The sequence below is a fragment of the Nocardioides salsibiostraticola genome, assembly GCF_054783655.1.
This window is the reverse complement of sequence record NZ_BAAGQD010000026.1, coordinates 533,920-554,936: the sequence shown is the minus strand read 5'-3', so window position 1 is coordinate 554,936 and position 21,017 is coordinate 533,920. Positions and strand designations below refer to the sequence as shown.

At 68.7% G+C, this 21,017-nt stretch carries 19 protein-coding genes; 8 read left to right on the top strand and 11 right to left on the bottom strand.

Annotation, left to right across the window (positions count from 1 at the left end):
* Positions 1-12 precede the first annotated feature (12 nt).
* From ACYVLV_RS17030 to pdhA, 3 genes are read right to left on the bottom strand one after another with little or no spacing between them, the layout of a single operon-like run.
* The gene (locus ACYVLV_RS17030) at positions 13-1,461 is read right to left on the bottom strand and encodes a dihydrolipoamide acetyltransferase family protein (RefSeq protein ID WP_460811819.1); all 1,449 of its coding nucleotides are present in this window, start codon (positions 1,459-1,461) and stop codon (positions 13-15) included.
* Positions 1,462-1,510: 49 nt separating this feature from the next.
* A complete protein-coding gene (locus tag ACYVLV_RS17025; RefSeq protein WP_460811817.1) occupies positions 1,511-2,494 on the bottom strand; it encodes an alpha-ketoacid dehydrogenase subunit beta in 984 nt (327 codons plus the stop codon).
* Positions 2,491-3,606, bottom strand: coding sequence for a pyruvate dehydrogenase (acetyl-transferring) E1 component subunit alpha (gene pdhA / locus ACYVLV_RS17020; RefSeq protein ID WP_460812243.1), 1,116 nt, complete (start codon positions 3,604-3,606; stop codon positions 2,491-2,493). Before pdhA ends, ACYVLV_RS17025 begins: the two co-directional genes overlap by 4 nt.
* Positions 3,607-3,871: 265 nt before the next feature.
* Between pdhA and ACYVLV_RS17015 the strand changes: the two genes are divergently transcribed.
* The 3 genes from ACYVLV_RS17015 (at position 3,872) to ACYVLV_RS17005 (ending at position 5,903) form a co-directional block, all read left to right on the top strand.
* Positions 3,872-4,318 (top strand): SRPBCC family protein, encoded by a 447-nt coding sequence (locus ACYVLV_RS17015; RefSeq protein WP_460811814.1) that lies wholly within the window; start codon positions 3,872-3,874, stop codon positions 4,316-4,318.
* Positions 4,319-4,446: 128 nt separating this feature from the next.
* Positions 4,447-4,659, top strand: coding sequence for a hypervirulence associated TUDOR domain-containing protein (locus ACYVLV_RS17010; protein ID WP_460811812.1), 213 nt, complete (start codon positions 4,447-4,449; stop codon positions 4,657-4,659).
* A 110-nt stretch (positions 4,660-4,769) separates the two neighbouring features.
* Positions 4,770-5,903 (top strand): family 43 glycosylhydrolase, encoded by a 1,134-nt coding sequence (locus ACYVLV_RS17005; protein WP_460811810.1) that lies wholly within the window; start codon positions 4,770-4,772, stop codon positions 5,901-5,903.
* Positions 5,904-5,989: 86 nt separating this feature from the next.
* Here the strand turns inward: ACYVLV_RS17005 and ACYVLV_RS17000 are convergent, their stop codons facing one another.
* The 6 genes from ACYVLV_RS17000 to ACYVLV_RS16975 form a co-directional block, all read right to left on the bottom strand.
* Positions 5,990-7,105 (bottom strand): hypothetical protein, encoded by a 1,116-nt coding sequence (locus ACYVLV_RS17000; protein ID WP_460811807.1) that lies wholly within the window; start codon positions 7,103-7,105, stop codon positions 5,990-5,992.
* A 134-nt stretch (positions 7,106-7,239) separates the two neighbouring features.
* Complete coding sequence (locus ACYVLV_RS16995; RefSeq protein WP_460811804.1) at positions 7,240-8,214, bottom strand: glutathione S-transferase C-terminal domain-containing protein; 975 nt, start codon at positions 8,212-8,214, stop codon at positions 7,240-7,242.
* A 109-nt stretch (positions 8,215-8,323) separates the two neighbouring features.
* Positions 8,324-9,343 (bottom strand): zinc-binding metallopeptidase family protein, encoded by a 1,020-nt coding sequence (locus tag ACYVLV_RS16990; protein WP_460811800.1) that lies wholly within the window; start codon positions 9,341-9,343, stop codon positions 8,324-8,326.
* 53 nt (positions 9,344-9,396) lie between these two features.
* Positions 9,397-10,275: a transglutaminase family protein gene (locus ACYVLV_RS16985; protein ID WP_460811798.1), complete on the bottom strand. Its 879-nt coding sequence runs from the start codon at positions 10,273-10,275 to the stop codon at positions 9,397-9,399.
* Positions 10,272-12,806: a circularly permuted type 2 ATP-grasp protein gene (locus tag ACYVLV_RS16980; RefSeq protein ID WP_460811796.1), complete on the bottom strand. Its 2,535-nt coding sequence runs from the start codon at positions 12,804-12,806 to the stop codon at positions 10,272-10,274. The genes ACYVLV_RS16985 and ACYVLV_RS16980 overlap by 4 nt, the downstream gene beginning before the upstream one ends.
* Positions 12,807-12,885: 79 nt before the next feature.
* Positions 12,886-16,182 (bottom strand): transglutaminase family protein, encoded by a 3,297-nt coding sequence (locus ACYVLV_RS16975; protein ID WP_460811793.1) that lies wholly within the window; start codon positions 16,180-16,182, stop codon positions 12,886-12,888.
* A gap of 229 nt (positions 16,183-16,411) precedes the next feature.
* Here ACYVLV_RS16975 and ACYVLV_RS16970 point away from each other — a divergent pair, with 229 nt between their 5' ends.
* Positions 16,412-16,579 carry a hypothetical protein gene (locus ACYVLV_RS16970; protein WP_460811791.1) on the top strand — a complete coding sequence of 56 codons (168 nt, stop codon included), beginning with the start codon at positions 16,412-16,414 and terminating at the stop codon, positions 16,577-16,579.
* Positions 16,580-16,583: 4 nt separating this feature from the next.
* Here the strand turns inward: ACYVLV_RS16970 and hisC are convergent, their stop codons facing one another.
* Together hisC and ACYVLV_RS16960 are read right to left on the bottom strand one after the other, a co-directional pair.
* The gene (gene hisC / locus ACYVLV_RS16965) at positions 16,584-17,693 is read right to left on the bottom strand and encodes a histidinol-phosphate transaminase (protein WP_460811788.1); all 1,110 of its coding nucleotides are present in this window, start codon (positions 17,691-17,693) and stop codon (positions 16,584-16,586) included.
* A 27-nt stretch (positions 17,694-17,720) separates the two neighbouring features.
* Positions 17,721-18,275 (bottom strand): VanZ family protein, encoded by a 555-nt coding sequence (locus ACYVLV_RS16960; RefSeq protein ID WP_460811784.1) that lies wholly within the window; start codon positions 18,273-18,275, stop codon positions 17,721-17,723.
* 132 nt (positions 18,276-18,407) lie between these two features.
* Between ACYVLV_RS16960 and ACYVLV_RS16955 the strand changes: the two genes are divergently transcribed.
* The 4 genes from ACYVLV_RS16955 to ACYVLV_RS16940 all read left to right on the top strand — a co-directional run bounded on the left by ACYVLV_RS16955 (position 18,408) and on the right by ACYVLV_RS16940 (position 21,015).
* Positions 18,408-19,094 (top strand): GntR family transcriptional regulator, encoded by a 687-nt coding sequence (locus ACYVLV_RS16955; RefSeq protein ID WP_460811782.1) that lies wholly within the window; start codon positions 18,408-18,410, stop codon positions 19,092-19,094.
* Positions 19,095-19,139: 45 nt separating this feature from the next.
* Positions 19,140-19,532 carry a phage holin family protein gene (locus ACYVLV_RS16950; RefSeq protein WP_460811780.1) on the top strand — a complete coding sequence of 131 codons (393 nt, stop codon included), beginning with the start codon at positions 19,140-19,142 and terminating at the stop codon, positions 19,530-19,532.
* Entirely contained in the window at positions 19,529-20,086 is a 558-nt protein-coding gene (locus tag ACYVLV_RS16945) for a low molecular weight protein-tyrosine-phosphatase (protein ID WP_460811777.1), read from the top strand. The genes ACYVLV_RS16950 and ACYVLV_RS16945 overlap by 4 nt, the downstream gene beginning before the upstream one ends.
* 68 nt (positions 20,087-20,154) lie before the next feature.
* Positions 20,155-21,015, top strand: coding sequence for a fructosamine kinase family protein (locus ACYVLV_RS16940; RefSeq protein WP_460811775.1), 861 nt, complete (start codon positions 20,155-20,157; stop codon positions 21,013-21,015).
* Positions 21,016-21,017 lie beyond the last annotated feature (2 nt).

Sequence of the window (21,017 nt, the reverse complement as noted above, 5' to 3'; positions counted from 1 at the left end):
GCTGGCCGCGCCCTAGAACAGCAGCGCCGAGGCGGGGTCCTCCAGGATCCCGGCCACGTCGGCCAGGAAACGTGAGCCCAGCTCACCGTCGACGTGCCGGTGGTCGAAGGACAGGGCCAACGTGGTCACGTCCCGCGGGACGATCTGCTCGACCCCGTCACGCGTGACCACCCAGGGCTGGCGTTTGATCGCTCCGAAACAGAGGATCGCGGACTCACCGGGATTGATGATCGGAGTTCCGGCGTCGACCCCGAACACCCCGACGTTGGTGATGGTGAAGGTGCCGTCGGACATGTCGGCTGGTTGGGTCTTCCCCTCCCTAGCGGTGGCGGTCAGGTCACCCAGCGCCCCGGCCAGCTCGAGCAACGACAGGTCCTGGGCGTCCTTGACGTTGGGCACGACCAGTCCGCGTGGGGTCGCCGCGGCGATCCCGAGGTTCACGTAGTGCTTGTAGACGACCTCCTCGGCGTGGGCGTCCCAGAAGGAGTTGATCTCGGGGGTACGCCGCAGCGCGAGCATGACCGCCCGGGCCAGCACCAGCAGGGGCGAGACCTTGACGTCGCGGAACTCCCGACGCTTCTTGAGCCGCTCGACGAACTCGGTGGTAGCGGTTGCGTCGATGGTCACCCACTCGGTGACGTGCGGGGCGGTGAACGCCGAGGAGACCATCGCGTTCGCCATCATCTTGCGGACACCCTTGATGGGCTCGCGCGTCTCGCGCTCACCCGAACTCGCCGAGGCACGCGGCGCCGCGGCACCTCGGGCCGGGGCGGAGCCGGCGGAAGACTTGCCCGCCTTCTCGACGTCGGCGCGGGTCACGGTGCCGTTCGGTCCCGTGGCGGTGACCGAGGCCAGGTCCACCCCGAGGTCCTTGGCCAGCTTGCGCACCGGCGGTTTGGCCAGCGCCCGGATCTCCTGGGGTGAGGTGGCGGTGGCGGGGACGAATTCCGAGGGCGGTGTCGACTCGGGCGCCGGTCGGGCGTCCTGAGCGGGCACGGCGTCCTCGTCGCTCTCCACCACGTCCTGCGACTGGGCCCCACCGGGAGCGAAGGCGCCCTGCAACTGCATCTGAGTGGCGGCCGCCGACTCGGACTTCGGCGAGGCCGAACCCTTCCGAGCCCGACGCATCGGGCCTCGATCGGCCTTGTTGCGACCCACGAGGCTCTCGCCCTCCCCACCCCCACTGGCGGCGGGGTTGGACAGGTCCAACTCGGGTGGGGCCGCCGAGGCGTCGCCCACGGTGATGATCGGGGTCCCGACCGCCACCATCTCGCCCTCCGCGACGTGCAACGCGGTCACGGTGCCGGCGTACGGCGAGGGCAGCTCCACCAACGACTTGGCGGTCTCGATCTCGACCACGATGTCGTTGATGGCGATCTCGTCGCCCACCTTGACCATCCAGGTGACGATCTCGGCCTCGGTCAGGCCCTCGCCCACGTCGGGCAGCTTGTAGTCCGGCATCGGTTCTCCTCGGGAGTGGTCGCGCCGAGCGCGACCGACGGATCGGGGGTCAGTAGTCCAGGCTGCGGTCGACGGCGTCCAGCACCCGATCGAGATCGGGCAGGAAGTCCTCCTCGATCCGCGACGGCGGGTAGGGGGTGTCGAACCCACCGACCCTCAGCACGGGCGCTTCGAGGGAGTAGAAGCACTCCTCGGTGATCCGGGCCGACAGTTCCGAGCCGAGGCCCAGGTTGACGTGGGCCTCGTGGACCACGACCGCACGACCGGTGCGGCGCACCGACTCGAAGACCGGGCCCATGTCCAGCGGTGACAGGGTGCGCAGGTCGATCACCTCGATCGAGCGTCCCTCTTCCTCGGCTGCCTGGGCGGTGGCCATCGCGGTCTTCACCGTGGGTCCGTAGGCCAGCAGGGTCAGGTCGTTGCCCTGCCGCACCACGCGGGAGGTGAACAGCGGATCGGGAGTGACCGACTCGTCGAGCTCGGCCTTGTCTGCGTGATACTGACGCTTGGGCTCGAGGAAGATCACCGGGTCGTCGCTGGCGATGGCCTGCTGGATCATCCAGTAGCCGTCGACGGGGTTCGAGCACGCCACCACCTTCAGCCCCGGGGTGTGCGCGAACTGCGCTTCGGGGGATTCGCTGTGGTGTTCGACCGCGCCGATCCCGCCACCGAACGGGATCCGGATGACCATCGGCATCGGGATCCGGCCCTGGCTTCGGAATCGGATCTTGGCGACCTGGCACACGATCTGGTCGTAGGCCGGGTAGACGAAGCCGTCGAACTGGATCTCGACCACCGGGCGGTAGCCGCGCATGGCCATGCCGATCGCGGTGCCGACGATGCCGGACTCGGCCAGCGGCGAGTCGATGACCCGGTCCTCGCCGAAGTCCTTCTGCAGTCCGTCGGTGATCCGGAAGACCCCGCCGAGCTTGCCGACGTCCTCGCCCATCACCAGGACCTTGGGGTCATCCTCCATCGCCGCGCGCAGGCCCATGTTGAGACCCTTGGCGAGCGTGATCTTCTGCGTGCTCATCGTGCCCCCTCGAAGGTGTCGAGGTACGCCGCGTACTCCGCGCGCTGGGCGGCCAGCTCGGGCGGGGTCTCGGCGTACACGTGGTCGAACAGGCTCAACGGCTCCGGGTCAGGCATCGAGGAGCAGCCCTCGCGCAGGCGGGCGCCCAACTCGTCGGCCTCGGCCGCGACGCCGTCGTAGAACTCCTTGTCGGCCAGACCGTTGCGGTCCAACCACACCTTCACCCGGGCGATCGGGTCCTTCAGCTTCCATCGCTCGACGTCATCGGAGAGCCGGTAGCGGGTCGGGTCGTCGGTCGTGGTGTGGGCGCCCATCCGGTAGGTGTAGGCCTCCACCAGGGTCGGCCCCTGACCGTCCCGGGCCCGCTGGAGCGCGGCCTGCGTGACGGCGTACGTCGCCAAGACGTCGTTGCCGTCGACCCGCACGCCGGGGAAGCCGAACCCGAGGGCGCGTTGGTAGAGCGGGATCCGCGTCTGACGCTCGATCGGCTCGGAGATCGCCCACTGGTTGTTCTGGCAGAAGAAGACCACCGGCGCGTTGTAGGAGGCTGCGAAGATGAACGCCTCGTTCACGTCGCCCTGGCTGCTGGCGCCGTCCCCGAAGTGGGCGATCACCGCGGCGTCCCGATCGGGTTCACCGGTGCCGATGACCCCGTCGCGCTGCATCCCCATCGCGTACCCGGTGGCGTGCAGGGTCTGGGCGCCGATGACGATCGTGTAGAGCCCGAAGTTGAACTCGTTGGGATCCCAGCCGCCCTGGTCGACGCCCCGGAAGAGTCCGAGGATCTTCAGGGGATCGAGGCCGCGACACCAGGCGACGCCGTGCTCCCGATAGGTCGGGAAGACGAAGTCCTGCGTGCGCAGCGCGCGGCCGGCGCCGATCTGAGCGGCCTCCTGGCCGAGCAGTTGCGTCCAGATCCCGAGTTCACCGTGACGCTGCAGAGCGGTGGCCTCGGTGTCGATCCGCCGGGTCAGCACCATGTCGCTGTAGAACCCGCGCAACTTCTCGGCGGAGAAGTCCATGTCGAAGTCGGGGTGGTGCACCCGCTCGCCCTCGGGCGAGAGCAACTGGATCAGATCGGGGCCACCGTCGCGATAGGAGGGGCCGAACACGTCCGCGACCTCGGGGCCGAAGCCGCGGCCGTTCTTCACCTCGGATCCGCCCTGGGATGCCTCGGTGGGTTCAACATGGAATGGTGAGTCGGTCACGCGCGCTCCTTGTCCTGGCCCTGTGCGGGATTGCCGCCGAGCGGGGTGGGTTGCTTGTGCCCCGTGGGGCACAGTCGCGATGGTGGTGGGACTGTGACCTGGGCCACGCTGACACCGTAGCGCCCCGACGCGCGGAGTCCAATCTGGCCCACCGACATAGGGTTCGACCATGGCTGACCGCAACGCATCTGCAAGCACCACCATCCAGGCTCCGGCGAGCACGATCTTCGCGATCCTCACCGACCCCTCCCAACACCCGCGTATCGACGGCTCCGGCACCGTGCGCGGTTCGGTCTCCGGGGACACCGACCTGAAGTTGGGGTCGCAGTTCCGGATGGACATGAAGATGGGTGCGCCCTACAAGATCAAGAACAAGGTCGTGGAGTTCGAGCCGAACTCGCTGATCGCCTGGCGCCACATGGGTCTGCACCGCTGGCGCTACGAGTTGGCCCCCGCCGCTGACGGCGCCACGTCGGTCACCGAGACCTGGGACGTCTCCCGCTACCCGGGGTTCATCGCCGCGGCGATGTCGAACAGGCTGCGCAGCGGCACCCAGAAGGCCATCGAGAAGACGCTGGTCCGCCTCAAGGACGCCGCCGAGGCCGACGCGCGGTGAAGCCGGGCGGACGACTTCCCCACCCGCCAGTTGCTCCCCATCGCCGGACTCGTGTGCTTCTACAACGAGCAGGTCGATCTCACCGTTGGGGGTGAGGCGCTGGTTCGTCCAGCGACTAAATTCAGCGTATGACGATTCGCGAGGGTACCGAGGTGTCGTGGTCCTGGGGCAACGGCAACGCGTCCGGCAAGGTCAGCGAGATCCATCGGTCCAAGGTGACCCGGAAGCTGGGTGGTTCGGAGATCACCCGCAACGGCTCGGACGACGACCCGGCGTACCTCATCGAGCAGGACGACGGTGCCCAGGTGTTGAAGCTACGCAGCGAGGTCGACCGGGCCTGATCATCCGGGCCTGACCATCCCGGCCTGACCATCCGGGCGCGTTTGCCGGACAGCGGCGAGCTTTCAGGACATGATTCCCCTCGTTCTGATGGTGCTGTGTTGGAGGCTGTGTGCGTGTTGCGACTCGGGTGGGGATCGCCCTTGTTCTCGTTCTGGGGTTGATGGGCCTCACCCCGACCGCTGCGGAGGCGAACCCGTCCGGTGAGGTCCGACCGATCATCGAGAAGCGCAGTTTCCCCGACCCGTCGGTGGCGCGGTTCCGCGAGGGCCTGATCGCCGTCTCCACCGGCCCCCTGGCTCCGCGGGCCTGGCTGCCCGGACCGGGCGCCGCCTGGCGGGACATCGGTCCGGCCCTGAAGAAGCGTCCTGCCTGGTCCACGACGGGGAAGATCTGGGCGGCCGACATCGTCAAGGCCAAGGGCCAGTGGCTGCTCTACTACTCCATCACCGTCAAGGGTCTGCACCGTCAGGGCCGATGCATCGGGGTCGCCGTCGCCCCGACGCCCCTGCAACCGTTCGTCAACAAGAGCAAGCACCCGCTGGTCTGCCCCCGTAAAGCCAAGGCACCCCGCGCCCGGGACCTGGCCTCTCCGGAGTTCCCCCGCAAGGGAGTGATCGACCCCTCCGCATTCGTCTCGGCCTCCGGTAAGCGCTACCTGCTCTACAAGACCCAGGGGAAGCCGTCGACGATCCGGATGGTGCGGCTGACCGGATCCGGTCTGCGGAAGATGCCCGGAAAGAAGAGCCGAGAGATCCTCCGGGTGCCGCAGACCATCGAGAATCCCGTGCTCATGCAGCGCCGCCACCGGTTCTTCCTCTTCACCTCCGAGGGCGACTACACCCACTGCGGCTACCACACCTCCTGGCGCTCCGCCGGCTCGCTGGGCAGACTGAGCAAGGTCCGACGGCACCGACTCCTCAGTGGCGTCCAGGGTGAGGTCTGCGGCCCCGGTGGCGCCGACATCGTCGACCTGGCCAACGGTCCGGCCGTTTTCTATCACGGTTGGACCTGTTACAGCCGTGACCGCTCGTGCCCCCGGAGCTTCAAGGTGAGTCGCCACTCCAAGATGCGGCCCAAGCGTTCGACGTACGCCGCACCGCTGCGCTGGGTGGGACGCAAACCACGGGCCGGCACCGCCTTCACCTTCAACGGCCCTCCGGAGGAGAGTCCCGAGGAGCCCGACCCTCTGGGCCTGCCGTTGCCCCTGGTGCTGCGACAGTCCCCCGCAGCGCGGTTGTTCTGAATGAGCAGAACTCGACCACACCGCGGGGGACTATCCCCCAAGTTCGATTGCTGGCAGCACCTACCCTGCGGTTGCCAGCCGGTTGCCTACCCGCAGGCCAGGAACGAGCGGGAGGCGGTGAACTTCTTCGGCTTGATGACCGTGCGGATCACCTTGCCGTTGCGCTTCTTCTTCTTCACGATCTTCTTGGTCTTGACCACGACCTTGACCGTGGCGTGAGTGGACGGGTCGATACCGCCCAGCGTCACGGTCTTGTTCTTCGCCGGCTTCTTCACCTTCTCGACCAGCTTGCCGTTGACGTAGAACTTGGCGAACTTCAGCTTCTTCGCGTTGGCCTTCATCGCCGGGGCGATCGAGTTCGTCTCACAGTCGACCGCGTCGGGGACCGAGACGTAACGCTTCCCGGTGCCCTGCAGAGCGGTGCGCGCCTCCCCTGCCGGAGTGAAGGAAGCGGCGAGGTTCAGGGACGTCTCGAAGGCCGTGAGGTCCTCGGCCTTCGCGGTGGCCCCGCGGTTCAGCAACTGCTTGCCGGCCACGTCGCCATAGACGTACACGCCGAAGGAGTACTCCCCCGCCTCCATGAAAAAGCTGCTGGACTCGCTCACCGACCCGCCGGCGACGTACTTGCCGTAGGACTCGACCCCACCCCTTCTCGGCCGCCTCTCGCCGATGTTCAATTCGGCGTAGGCGACGCCGTCCGAAACGAAGTCCCAGGCGATCTTCACCCACCCGTCCTCGGTCAAGTCGAACTCGAACTCCTCCATGACGGTGCCCTGAAGCCGCGCGATGCACCGAGAGCCTTCGGCCGCGGGATCGACCCGCCCCTCGAGCGCTGCGGCGAAGTCGAAGGTCGACCACGACCCGTCGGTCGAGGTCAACCGTGACCCCACCGACGTCGACCCGTGGGCGGTGCGGTCGGCCTGGCCCTCCTCGGTGATGGTGGAGGTGACGTCCAGCGCCTGACTCTGGACCACGCCGTCGTCGATGACCTCGTTCTCGGTCCCGTCGCCGTTGGCGGAGGAGGCACACGCAGGAACTCGCTTGAGGTCACCGAAGGAGTCGTAGACGTCGATATCGATCTCGCTGCCCAGGTAGCCGTCGGTGACGTCCGCCTGAGCCGGAGGGGCCACGACGAGCAGAGCACCGGCGAGAGCGAGTCCGGTCAGGCAACTGATGAGGCGGGGCGCGGGGCGGAAGAGCATGGATCTCCTCGACGAAGGCGATCCCGAGACCCCCGACCGGGCTGATCGAGTCCATTGAGGCTAGGGAAGCCCACCCCAGGTCGCTATAGCCCCAACTGACTAGGCGACCTAGTCATCCAGGTGAGGTAGCGGGTTCAGCCGCGCCCGTGCGCGGTCTTCCACGCCGTCGGATCGGGCCCCTGCGGGACGATCGCGGAGGGATTGATGTCGGTGTGGACCTTGTAGTAGTGGTCCTTGATCTGCTCGAAGTCGACCGTCTCGCCGAAACCGGGCGTCTGGAACAGGTCGCGGGCGTAGCCCCACAGCGCCGGCATCTCGGTGAGCTTGTTGCGGTTGCACTTGAAGTGGTTGTGGTAGACCGCATCGAAGCGGACCAGGGTGGTGAACAGGCGCACGTCGGCCTCGGTGATGGTGTCGCCCATCAGAAAGCGGCGATCGGTCAGTCGCTCCTCGAGCCAGTCCATCGCGACCCAGAGACGTTCGTAGGCCTCGTTGTAGGTCTCCTGCGATCCGGCGAACCCACATCGGTAGACACCGTTGTTGACCTCGGTGAAGATCCGCTTCATGACCTCCTCCATCTCCTCGCGGAACTCCGCGGGCCAGAGGTCGGGTGCGTCGTCTCGGTGGTGGTCGGACCACTCGAAGAAGAGGTCGTGGGTGATCCACGGGAAGTCGTTGGTGACCAACTTGCCCGACTCGACCTCCACCATCGCCGGCACCGTGATGCCACGCGGGTAGTCCGGGAAGCGTTCGAAGTACGCCTCCTGGAGGCGCTCGATGCCCAGCACGGGGTCGCGTCCGTCGGGGTCGAGGTCGAAGGTCCACGATCGCTGGTCGTGGGTGGGACCGGGGGTCCCCATCGAGATCACGTCGTGCAGACCCAGCAGATTCCGCACGATGATGGCGCGGTTGGCCCAGGGACACGCCTTGGCGGCGATGAGCCGGTAACGGCCGGGCTCGACCGGCCACAACTCACCCTCGGTGGGACCGTGCTGCGGCGTGCGGGCACCGGACGTGATGCGATCCGGGACGTAGTTCATGTCCCGATCGAAGGGCTTGCCACCCTTGACGTACGTCGGGGTCAGGTCGTCGCTCTTCGCGTCACTCATACATCCATCTTAGATGAACGATCAACTACTGAACCGGCGAGTCGGCGCCAGTTGAAAGAAACGCGCCGACTCGGTCCTCTCAACGCGTCAATTAGCGCCGACTCAGCGGTTAGTTGGGGCTGGTGAAAGCCGGGGACAACGAGGCTACGAACTCGAGCTTCTCCAACACCGGGGCGGGGATGACGAACGGATAGAGATCGTCCTTGCCCATGCTCCGGTTGATCTGGTTCAGCGCGGTCGAGAGCGGGATCCAGATGCCGGTCACGACGTCGCGGAAGCTCGAGAACGACGACACCTCGCCCACGGTGACTAGGCCGTACTCGCGTGCGGTCTCGATGGTGTCGCAGATGTGCAGGTAATGCGCCCACGTCTCGGCGAAGTCCTCGAAGGGGTGCATCGTGGCGTACATCGAGATGTAGCTCCGCTTCCAGTCCTTCGGCGGCCCCTCGGCGTAGTGCCGGTCGATCTCGCCCTGGTAGTCCAGCGACTCGTCGCCGAACAGCTCCTGGCAGCGGGTCATCCGCTCGTCGCCGCGCACCAGTTGCCACTCGTAGTAGTGGCCGATCTCGTGGCGGAAGTGCCCCAGCATCGTCCGGTAGGGCTCATCGAGGTCGACGCGCACCTTCTCGCGGTAGGCGTCGTCGCCCTCGTCGAGGTCGATGGTGATGATGCCGTTCGCGTGTCCGATGACCACGTTCTCGTCGGTGGTCTTGTTGCTGATCAGGTCGAACCCGAGGCCCTGGTCCTCGTCCTCGGGGATGCTCGGGTCGCGACCGACGACGGGGAAACCCTGCGCCTCCAACTCCACAACGAGCCGGCGCTTGGCCTGCTCGGCCACCGGGTAGGCCGCCAGGCCCTCGAGGTCGGCGTTGTTGGGGCGGGTCCGCGTCAGTTCGCAGCTGAAGCACTGACCGTTGACCTGCTCGGTCAACCAGGTGCAACCCGACAGGTTCAGGTTCTTGCAGATATGCCAGATCTTGCCCGCGGAGTCGATGTACTGACCCTGGGCGTCCACCGGGACGATCGCCTTCTCCTCACGCGAGTAGGCCAGCGAGGTCTTGCACGACACGCACAAGGAGTTCTCGAAGTAGAGGGGGTTGTCGCACACACGGCAGCGGAAGGATCTCACGACCGAACTCTGCCACGGGATCCCTGATCCACCCTCACCCCAAGGGTTGAGGCCTACGTGAGGGGCGCCACGTCGACCGACACGCGAAGGGTCGAACGCTTGGCCTCGGTGAAGATGACGCCCTTGACCGGCGGCACGTCCGCGTAGTCCCGGCCGAAGGCCACGCTGACGTAGCGTTCCCCCGCGAGCTGGTCGTTCGTGGGGTCCAGGGCCAGCCACTCGTTCCCACCGAGCCAGACCTCGACCCAGGCGTGTGACGCATCGGCGCCGAAGACGCGGTCCTTGCCAGGCGGCGGTCGGGTCGCCAGGTAGCCGCTGATGTAGCGGGTGGCGAGCCCGTGGCTCCGCAGCCCGGCCAGGGTGAGGTGGGCGAAGTCCTGGCACACCCCGGCCCGCTTGTCCATGATGTCCGCGACCGTGGAGCTCACCGAGGTGGCGGTCTTGTCGTACTCGAAGTCGGCGAAGATCCGGCTCATCAGCTCGATCGCCGCCTCGGCCAGTGGTCGGCCTTCGGTCAGCGAGATGGCGGCGTACTCGTGTGCGACCGGTTCGTGCCGCACCAGAGGCGAGGCGAGGGCGTACTCGCTGACCTTCCAGGCGTCGGTGTAGCGACAGCTCTGCTGCAGGGGGCGCAGGTCCTCCCACGGGCGAAGCAACGCCTCGGCCGAGTGCACCGGCTCCGACACCTCGACGTGGGTCGTGGCCTCGATCACCAGGTCCTGGTGGGGTTCGGTGACCTGGAAGTACGTCGAGGTGTTGCCGAAGTAGTCCAGGGAATGGGTCAGGTCGCCCGGCTGGGGCGTCACCGAGACCTCCTGCTCCAGCACCTTCTGCCACGGCCGCGTCCGAGGCACGACGTGACAGCTTCCGAAGCTGTCGGTGACCGGGGCGTCGTAGGAGTACGCCGTCTGGTGCCACACGCGGTACTTCACGGCTCGATCCTCTCGATCGAATCGACCATGGTGAGAGCGCTGAACGTCTGCGGCGCGGGGCCGCTCCCGAAGTGCACCTGGGTCACGGCGTTCGACAGTCGGCCGAGTTGGAGGATGAAGTTGTAGAGGAACGACCGCAGGTTCGGGCGTCCCACGCCGCCGATGGCCACCAGGGTGGCGATGTCGGTCTCCGCCAGGAGGTCCGCGAGGTCGGCGACCAGCCGCTCGGGTCGGCTGGAACCGGTGGAGGACGGCAGGGCCTCGAGGTGGCTGCCGATCTCCGCGAGCGCAAAGGCCAGGGACCGCGGGTTCGTCGGATCCATCAGGAGCAGTTCGAGCACCCCGCCGGTGCGCACGTATCCGCGGTAGGTGCGTCGGTGGGTGACCGAGCTCTCCGAGGCGACCAGTACGGCGTTGAGCACCTCGCGGTCGACGTCGATCCCCCGCCGGGTCGTCGTGGTCGCCATCAGGAGGTGGCACAACTGCAGAGACCGCTCGATGGACTGACCGATCCCGATCATGTGCCAACCCGAGTCGCGCATCATGCTCGCCGTCACACCCTGGAGGGACAGGATGCCGCTGAGCATCCGGCCGGCCGAGTCCGCGACCTGCTGACTGCGGTCGGTGGTGCGCAGGTCGTAGGCCGCCCGGTCGGTGGCCCCGAAGACCCGCCAGGTGTCCAGCGACAGCTGGTCGCGCACCCCGGACAGGGAGTCTCGCAGGCCCGCCAGCGCGTGGGCCACCGAACCGGTCCGGGTGCGATCGAGCAGGAGGGAGCGGAACTCCACATCGAGATCCGGGTCGACCGTGCCGGCGAGCCGGTGGGTGCCCGACATCATCACGTTCAGGCTGGCGCCGCCGGTGGAACGCGGCCGGGTGCGGAACTCCTCGGACAGGGTGTGTGCGGTCAACACCATCCGCAACATGTCCTCGGCCCGCTCCGCGTAGCGGCCCACCCAGAACATGTCCTCGAGGATGCGGGGAACCGTGACCATCGAGGACCGGCCCGACGTCATCGGCAGGACCTCGGCGAGACCCTGATCGAGGTCCGCGGGGTCGGCCTTGAGGACCCAGACATCCTTGCTCGAGGTGGACTGACCGTCCTCGACCACGGTGGCCAGACCACCGACCAACGGACGGTACGCCGACCCGTAGCGCAGCGTGAAGGCCCGCAGGGTCAGCGGCCGAGCCACGGCCGAACCCTCGCCGTACCCGCCGCTCGCCTCCTGCCAGGTGGGGGCCTGCGAGAGCGGCAGTCGCTGTTGGACGACGTACCTGTGCGGGGCGTCGAGCACCTGCTTGCGGATCTGGTTGGCACTCAGGTCCGCCTGGGCGGCGCTGGGTCCGTCGATGGTCCGCAGGAGGAACTCCTCATCGGACCCCCACCTGTCGAGCACCTCCTCGAGGGACTCGGGGTCGCCGCACCACCACGTGGGCAGTGATTCCAGGCGCAGCGGCTCACCGAGGAGCCGTTCACACAGAGCCGGCATGAAGGGCAGCAGCCCCGGATTCTCGAGCACCCCGGAGCCCAGGCCGTTGACCACCCGGACCCGCCCGCGGCGTACCGCCTCGACCAGACCGGCCACCCCGAGGCGGCTGTCCCCGCGCAGCTCGAGTGGGTCGGTCCAGTTCGCGTCGACCCGGCGCAGGATGACGTCGACCCGCTCCAGACGACCTCGACCGCCCGGCTCGGGGGAACGCATCTGCACCCACCCGTCCCGCACCACGAGGTCGCTTCCCTGCACCAGGGGGAAGCCGAGCGCCGAGGCGATGAAGGACTGGTCGTAGGCCGTCTCGGAGCTCGAGCCCGGGGACAGGACGACCACGCGCGGGTCGGTCTGATCGGCCGGGGCGGACTGCATCAGGGCCGAGCGCAGCGCCGCGAGGTAGGGCTCCATCCGGTGGATCCCGGCCTCGCGGTAGAGATCCGGCAGCACCCGCGAGATGACCTTGCGGTTCTCCATCGCGTAGCCGATGCCCGAGGGGGCCTGGGTGCGGTCGGCCAGCACCCGCCACTGTCCCTCGGCGTCGCGACCCAGGTCGGTGCCGACGAAGACCAGCGGCCGGGGGTCGGCGATCGCGGCGCGACCCACCGCCCGCGCGAAACCGGAGTGTCCGAGCACCACCGCCGGCGGCAAGATGCCCGAGGACAGCATCCGCTGTGGACCGTAGAGGTCGATCATGAGCGCGTTGAGGAGCTCGGCTCGCTGGGCGAGTCCCACCTCCAGGGTCGCCCAGGAGACGGCGTCGATCAGCAGCGGAACGGAGTCCAGCCGCCAGTCGATCGGCTCGCCTCCGGGTCGGGTGTAGGTGACACCGTCATCGGCGAGGGAGCGAGCGATGTCCTGCTCGACCCGTTGCAGGCCCTTGGCGGAGATACGCATCGCCGTCTCGGCCAGACCCTTCCAGGCCGGGCGCAGGGTGCCGTCGGGACTGACGACCTCGTCGTACCGCACCGGTTCGGGGTCGCCGGAGCTGCTGACCAGCGACGGTTGCATCACTCCAGCGGCGTAGTCACTCAGTAGCGCCATGGGGTCGCTTCACAGCGCCTTCCTGAAAGGAACAGCGACGCACCGTCACCGGAGGTGCCCGGAACGCCCAGGAAACCTGTCACGTCCGTGGTGCTCGCCGCAGGTCCAACGTGTGGGGGTACTCGTCGCTGGCGGCCCGTCGACCCGCCTCGCGCATCGCGGCCACATCCAAGGTGCCGGCGGTGTGCCCACGCGCCTCGAACTTCGTCGCGCGCCGCGACTCCGCCTCGACCGCGTTGACCGGCGGCCGGTCATAGTTGCGGCCACCGGGGTGCACCACGTGGTACGTCGCCCCGCCGAGGCTGGCGGCACTGGCCACGTCGACGACGTCGAAGTGGAGAGGTGCCTGGACCTCGATGCTGGGGTGCAACGCCGACCAGGGCTGCCAGGCACGGAACCGCACCCCGGCGTAGTACTCGCCGGCGCGGCCGGTGGGGGTCAGAGGCACCGGAACACCCTGACAGGTCACCAGGTGCCGGTCCAGATCGATCCCACGGACCGCGATCTGGACCCGCTCGATGCTGGAGTCGACATACCGTGCCGTGCCGCTGCCGGTGGCCTCCTCGCCCAGGACGTGCCAGGGCTCGATGGCCTGCCGCAGCTCGAGCTCCACGCCTGCCCCGGCGCCGGTACCGATCCGGGTCTGACCGATCCGGGGGAACCGGAACTCGGTGAACGGGTCGAGCCAGCTCTCCTCGAAGTCGATGCCATAGGCGCGCAGATCGGCGACGACGGCCGCGATGTCGCGAGCCGCCCCCTGCGGCAACATGTGGTCCTCGTGCAGGGCGGTTCCCCAACGCACCAGCGGCGCGGTGAGGGGGCGCTCCCAGAACATCGCGACGAGGCTGCGCACCAGCAGCGCCTGCACCAGCGCCATCTGCTCGTGGGGCGGCATCTCGAACCCGCGCAGTTCCAGGATGCCGAGGCGTCCTCGGCTGCTGTCGGGGCTGTACATCTTGTCGATGCAGAACTCCGAGCGGTGGGTGTTGCCGGTCAGGTCGGTGAGCAGGTGTCGCAGCGCGCGGTCGACCAGCCACGGTCGGGCCTCGTCCTGGCCCTCGGTGAGCCGGGCGATCTCGGCGAAGGCGATCTCCATCTCGTAGGTCGCCTCGGGGCGTCCCTCATCGAAGCGCGGAGCCTGGCTGGTCGGTCCGATGAACCGTCCGGAGAAGAGGTAGGACAACGACGGGTGCCGCTGCCAGTAGGTGATCAGGCTGACCAGCAGGTCCGGGCGACGCAGCAACGGGGACTGCGCCGGCTCGACGCCACCGAGGGTGAGGTGGTTGCCGCCACCGGTGCCGGTGTGGAGTCCGTCGTGGTCGAACTTCTCGGTCGTCAACCGGGCCTGCCGCGCCTCGGCGTACAGCGTGGTCAGCAGGTCGCGCTGCTCGCCCCAGGACTTGGTCGGCTGGACGTTGACCTCGATGACGCCGGGGTCCGGGGTCACCACCAGCGTGGTCAGTCGGGGGTCCGGCGGCGGGCCGTAGCCCTCGAGGACCAACCTGGTCTGGGTCTTGCGAGCCGCGACCTCGATCAACTTCAGGAGGTCGGCGTAGTCCTCCAACCGCTCGGTCGGTGGCAGGAAGACATGGACGATCCCGTCCCGCGCCTCGAAGGCCAGGGCGGTCAGCGGCTGGTTGGCGGGGTCGACGATGGCCACGCTGCGCACGATCGGGCTCAGCGGCGGGCCCGATTCGAGGTACGACGGCTCCCCGGTGAAGTCGGGGTTCGTCCAGGTGATCGAGTCCAGGGGCAGCCGCAGGCCCACCGGGCTCGTGCCGGGGGCCAGCACCAGGCGGCCCCGACGGAAGGACCAGTCGGAGCTGGTCCACTCGGTCTCGCCGGTGGTGATGGGCAGCACCCAGCCGGTCGGGACGTCGACCTCGGCGTCGAAGTCGGCCAATCCGTGGGCGTCGAGTCGTTCGATCTCCGGGTCGACCTTCTCCCCGGCCGGTTGACGCACCTGGGAGACCAGGACCGCCAGCGGGTCCTCGTAGGCACCCCGCAACTGCGCTTCCGGCAGTCCCAGGACCTTGGTGACCCGACGGGCCAGGGTCTCGGCTGCTTCTTGCGCTGCCGCCTGATCGCCATCTGCGGCGGCGTCGGTCTTCCACGGGTCGTCGAAGAGGGTCGGGTCCTGCCACAGCGGAACGCCGTCGGTGCGCCACTGCAGCGCGATGTTCCAGCGCGGGAGCGGTTCGCCGGGATACCACTTGCCCTGGCCGCGGTGCACGATCCCGCCCTGGGCGTAGATCTCCTGCAGGCGGGCCGCCAGGACGTTGGCGGCCGCACGCTTCTCCGGCCCGTCGGCGTCGGTGTTCCACTGAGGTGTGTCGGAGTTGGTGTCGGTACCGAGCGCCACGAAGGTGGGCTCGCCACCCATGGTGAGGCGGACGTCGCCCTGGGTCAGCCGCTCGTCGACCGACTGGCCCAGCGCATCGATACGACCCCACTGTTCCTCGGTGTAGGGCAGCGTCACCCGCGGGTCCTCGTGGATCCGGCGTACCTCGTTGTGGAAGGAGAAGGTGACCTCGGTGGGGCCGATGGCGCCCTCGATGGGGGCCGCGTTGCGGGGGTGCGGGGTCGCGCTGAGCGGGATGTGGCCCTGCCCGGCGAACAGGCTGCTGGTCGGGTCCATGCCGACCCAGCCGGCGCCGGGGATGAACACCTCGGCCCAGGCATGCAGGTCGGTGAAGTCGGCTGAGGGGCCGTTCGGGCCGTCGAGCGCCTGCTGGTCGGAGGTGAGTTGCACCAGGTAGCCGGAGACGAACCGGGCGGCCAGGCCGTACTGACGCAGCAACGCGACCAGCAGCCAGGCCGAGTCACGACACGACCCGATCCCGATCCGCAAGGTGTCGTCGGGCGTCTGGACACCGGCCTCCATGCGCACCGAGTAGCCGACAGCGCGGTGGACCGCGGCGTTGATGTCACCGAGGAAGTTGACGGTGACCTGACCGTCCTCGGGCAGCGGCGGCAGACTCCGACGGAACGCATCGGCGTCCGCGGAGTCCTCGACGGGTCGCAGGTAGGGCGCCAGGTCCGCGGCGAGAGCCTCGTCGTAGGTGAAGGGGAACCGGCCGGCGTACTCCTCGACGAAGAAGTCGAAGGGGTTGATCGCCATCAGGTCCGCGACCAGACCGACGGTGATGTCCAGCCGGGAGGCCTTCTCGGGGAAGACCAACCGGGCCATCCAGTTGCCGAACGGGTCCTGCTGCCAGTTCAGGAAGTGGTTGGCCGGCTCGACCTTCAGGGAGTAGGCCTCGATCGGCGTGCGCGTATGTGGGGCTGGCCGCAGGCGCACGATGTGCGGGGCTATGTCCACCGGCTCGGCGAAGTCGTAGGTGGTCCGGTGTTCCAAGGCAACCTTGATCGACATGGCCCAAGAGTGCCTGTTGTGCGGTGAGGAGCGAAAGCCGGGGGACGCTTGGATCCCCGGTGAGACCGCGACAACGGTGTCCGTAATTCGTGTCATGCTCTCGCGATCCCCCGGGCATCTGCCTCGAGAGCCTCCCGAAAACCGCCCGTCAACCCTCGACAGAAGGGCATTCGGAGGTCCACACTCGAGAGAAGGGGACCCGTCTACCACCGGACGACAGGCGATCACCATGGAGCAAAAACTTCAGGAGTCGGCGGAGACCTATGCCCAAGCCTTCGTCGAGACCCACGAACCCGTCATGGCTGCCTCGGGCCGCGGGGTTGCCAATCCTCGTCGTACGCGACTGGTGACCCTCTCCTCCGCTGGCGATCGGGGTCCCTCGGCCGCGGCCGACTGAGCCGCTAGGTCCCGACCCCGAAAGCTCCCGCCACCTCGATCAGCCGGTCGTTGGCCTCGGGTTCTCCGATGCTGACCCGCGCCCCTTCCCCGGCGAAGGGTCGTACGACGATCCCGGCGGCCTCCGCAGCGGCAGCGAACTCCGCGGTCCGATCACCGAGGGCCAGCCAGACGAAGTTCCCCTGCGCGTCCGGGATGCTCCACCCGGCTGCGGCCAGAGCGGCGCACACCCTGGCCCGCTCCCCCACGAGCGCATCCACCCGAGCCAGGAGGTGGGTCTCGGCCTCCAGCGAGGCGATGGCCGCGACCTGGGCCACCGTGGAGACCCCGAACGGAAGGGAGACCGCGCGCAGGGCCGCCGCGATCGGAGCCGGGGTGACGGCGTACCCGATCCTGAGGCCGGCCAGACCGTAGGCCTTGGAGAAGGTGCGGAACACCACGACGTTGTCGTGTCGGGCGGAGGTCGCGACGCCGTCGACCGGGTCATCGCTGCGCACGAACTCGACGTAGGCCTCATCCACGACGACGACCACGTGGGAGGGCACCCGGGCCAGGAAGGCGTCGAGTTGGGTTTGAGTGACCGCCGGGCCGGTGGGGTTGTTCGGGGTGCAGACGAGCACGACCTTCGTGCGGTCGGTGATCGCGGCCGCCATCGCGTCGAGGTCGTGGCGACCCTCGGCGGTGACCGGCACCTTGATCGAGACGGCGGCAGCGGCAGCGATCGCGATCGGGTAGGCCTCGAAGGACCGCCATGCGTGGATCACCTCGTCGCCCGGATCGCAGAAGGCCGCGAGCAGTTGGTAGATCAGCGCGACCGACCCGGTGCCGACGGCCAGATGATCGGTGGGGACATCTAACCGCCGCGAGAGGGCCTCGAAGAGCGCCACCGCGCCCATGTCGGGGTAGCGGTTGACCTGGGCGACGGCGTCGTGGGCCGCCTCGAGCACCCCGGGCAGCGGGGGGTAGGGATTCTCGTTCGAGGAGAGCTTGTACGTCGTGTGGCCCTCGCGCGCCACGGGCGGCCGACCAGGCACGTAGGCCGGGATGTCGGCGATGGTGGCGCGTGGTTGCGGGCTCTGGGGGCTCTGGGGGCTCTGCGGCTGAGGGTGGGCCATGGCGCACACGGTAGTCCCCGCCGTCGCTCAATCCGGGCGGTGCCGCCAAGGGCGCAGGGCCAAGGCAACCGGGATGCCGATGGCGACCCCGATGGCGGCACCGGCCGCGTTGTCGACCATGTCGGTCACATCGCAGGCCCGATCCAGTCGAGCCAGGGCGAGTTGGGTGAACTCGATCGCCACGGAGTACGCCGCCAACAGAGTCAGCCCCACCGGCACCGTCACCCACGCGGAACGCCATCGGGCGGCGGCCACGACGAGGAGGACTCCCGAGGGGACGAACACGACCGTGTTGAGCAGGCGCTGACCACCACCGAAGATCCAGAACCCGTCAGGGGCCGGTCCTCCGAGGTCGAAGGAGCACCCCATCAACCGGTCCTCGGCCGCCACGACTCCGGGGGCTCCGTTCGCCGGGACCAGGGTGATGATGGCCAGCACGACCAGCGACCAGAGCAGCAGCGCGAACGCCGCAGCACTCATCACCCCGAGCCGACCCCGCAGTGCGGCGTACAGCAAGAAGAACACCAGTCCCGACACCACAACGCCCGCGAGCATGACGGGCACCCCTCCGAACTCGATCACGCGGCGACCGTACCGACCGATCCTGTGGGGATGCAGCACGAGGTCACCCAGCCGGGTCGTGGATGACTCCAGCTGTAACTCGCGAGCACGGGGCTTCCGCGCAGAAGGCCCATCAGGCTGCACACTGGGGACATGAATCCCCCAGGCCCCGCAGCGAGCCCGTTCGGGACGCTGAACCTGGAGCCCTCCTCGACCACCGAGCGGGCTGCCGAGGAGTTGCGTCGCGCGATCTTCGACGGCGAACTCGAGAGCGGTACGCCGCTGCGTGAGGTGGCCATCGCCGCCTCGCTGGGCATCTCGCGACCGACCGTCCGTGAGGCCCTCACCCGACTCGTCTCCGAGGGCTTGGCCACCCGGGAACCCCACCGCGGGGTGAGTGTGGCGAACATCGACGCCGAGTCCGTGCGCGACGTTTGCCGGGCGCGCTGGATCCTCGAGGGGGCCGGCGTACGCCGCTGGCTGAAGGCCACACCCGCGCAACAGCAACTCGTCCGCACCACGCTGCGGGCCTACACCTCCGCGGTGCACGAGGGCTCCTCCTACCGCGAACTCAACGAACGCCACCTCGCCTTCCACGTCTCCCTGGTCGGCCTGAACGGCAGCCCCCGACTGGTGGCCACGGCCAACGCCCTGGTCGTGGAGCTGAAGCTCGCCCTGGCCCAGGTCGAGCGCATCCGACGCAACGCCCACGACGAGGTCGACACCCACACCGCCCTGGTCACCCTGCTCGAGGCGGGCGAGGTCGACGCGGCCAGCGACTATCTGCGCGATCATCTGGCCCACGCCGAACGCTCGATCATCGACGCGCTGGGTCTGTAGGAGTCGGTAGGAGGCCGGTCGCCGGCCCTGTGGTGGGATGAACAGATGACGAGACTCTTCGCCTGGCTGGCCAGCTACGCCCTCGCCCTCGCCGCCGCGGCGGCCCTCTTCGACGGGATCCGCTTCCGCGGACCCCGCAACGGGATCGAGGAGCTGCAGGAGAAGATCGTCCCGCTGCTGCTGGTCGCGCTGATCCTCGGACTCATCACGTCGTTCGTGAAGCCCATCATCAAGCTGCTGTCGTTCCCGCTCATCATTCTGACCCTCGGGCTGTTCCTGGTCGTCATCAACGCCGTGCTCCTGTTGGCCACCGGCGCCATCGCCAAGGAGGTCGGCATCGCGTTCCGGGTCGACGGCTTCTGGACCGCGGTGGGCGGCGCCATCGTGATCAGCTTCGTGACCTGGCTGGTCGACCGCACGCTCAGCGACGCCGAGTGACCGCGCTGCCCGGGCTGCCCGCGCTGCCCCCGGCGCGAGAGGCCGGGAAGTACGCCGTCGCCCTGGTCTGCCTGGGCAACATCTGCCGCTCACCCACGGCCCACGTCGTACTGGCCCACCGGGTGGCCCAGGCGGGACTCGCCCCGGCGGTCACCGTCTCCTCCTGCGGCACCGCCGGCTGGCACGTGGGCAAGCCGATGGATCCCCGGTCCGCCACCACCCTGAGCGAGGCGGGTTACGACCCCTCGCACCACCGGGCCCGCCAGTTCGACGCCTCCTGGTTGGACACCCACGACCTCGTCCTCACCATGGACGGCCAGAACCTCGCCGACCTCCACGCTCTCGGCGGCCGCGCACCCCAGGTCCGACTCTTCCGGGACTTCGACCCGGTCGACCCCGGAGCGGAGGTGCCCGACCCCTACTACGGCGGGACGGACGGTTTCCACGACGTGCTGGAGATGGTCGAGCGGGCCTCCGATGTCCTGGTCGCGGCGCTCAACGAGTTGCCGGGCGTTCTCGCAGAAGACGAAGTCGTGGAAGCGGACTCCCCCTAGGCACTACGGTAGGAAGGAGCGTTGCCGCCCCACCCAGGCACGGCCCCTCCTAGCGTCAGGACAGTGCGATGACCCGTCAGCCCGTGCTGGCCCGCCGGGCCGAACAGCTCCTGGGCTCTGCGGTCGTGGCGACGGCGCCCGTGGCTGGCGGCGACATCTGCACCGCGACGAAGCTGCGGCTGAGCAACGGCACCACCGCTCTGATGAAAACCCTGTCGACCCCGCCGGCCGGTTTCTTCGCCCGTGAGGCAGCCGGCCTTCGGCGCCTGGGCTCGGTGGAGGGCGGCGTACGAACCCCCGACGTGCTGGCCGTCGACCACGAGGTCCTCATCGTGGCCTGGGTCGAGCCGGCCCGGAACAGCCTGGAGGCCGCGGCCTCCTTCGGCACCGAACTCGCCGTCACCCACCGGACCGGGGCTGCGTCGTACGGCGACGACCAGGACGGCTTCATCGGCCGCCTGCCCCTGCCCAACAAGGCCGCGCCGACCTGGGCGGAGTTCTACGCCGTCCGCCGCCTGCTGCCCTACCTCAAACTGGCCCGCGACCGGGGCGCGGTGACCGCCGGTCAGGGGGCCACCATCGAGTCGGTGGTCTCCCGCCTGACCAGCCTCATCCCCGAGGAGGGTCCGGTGCTGGTGCACGGCGACCTGTGGAACGGCAACGTCCTGTGGGGCCAGGAGGGTCGCGTGTGGGTCATCGACCCCGCGGCGTACGCCGGCCACCGTGAGGTCGACCTCGCCATGCTCGCCATGTTCGGTCTGCCCCACCTGCCGCGAGTGATGGAGGCCTACCACGACGCGCATCCGCTCGCCGATGGCTGGGAGGACCGCGCCGGGTTGCACCAACTGTTCCCGATGCTGGTCCACGCCTGCCTGTTCGGTGGCGGGTACGGCGCCCGCGCCGCCGAGACCGCCGCGCGCTACGTCTGAGA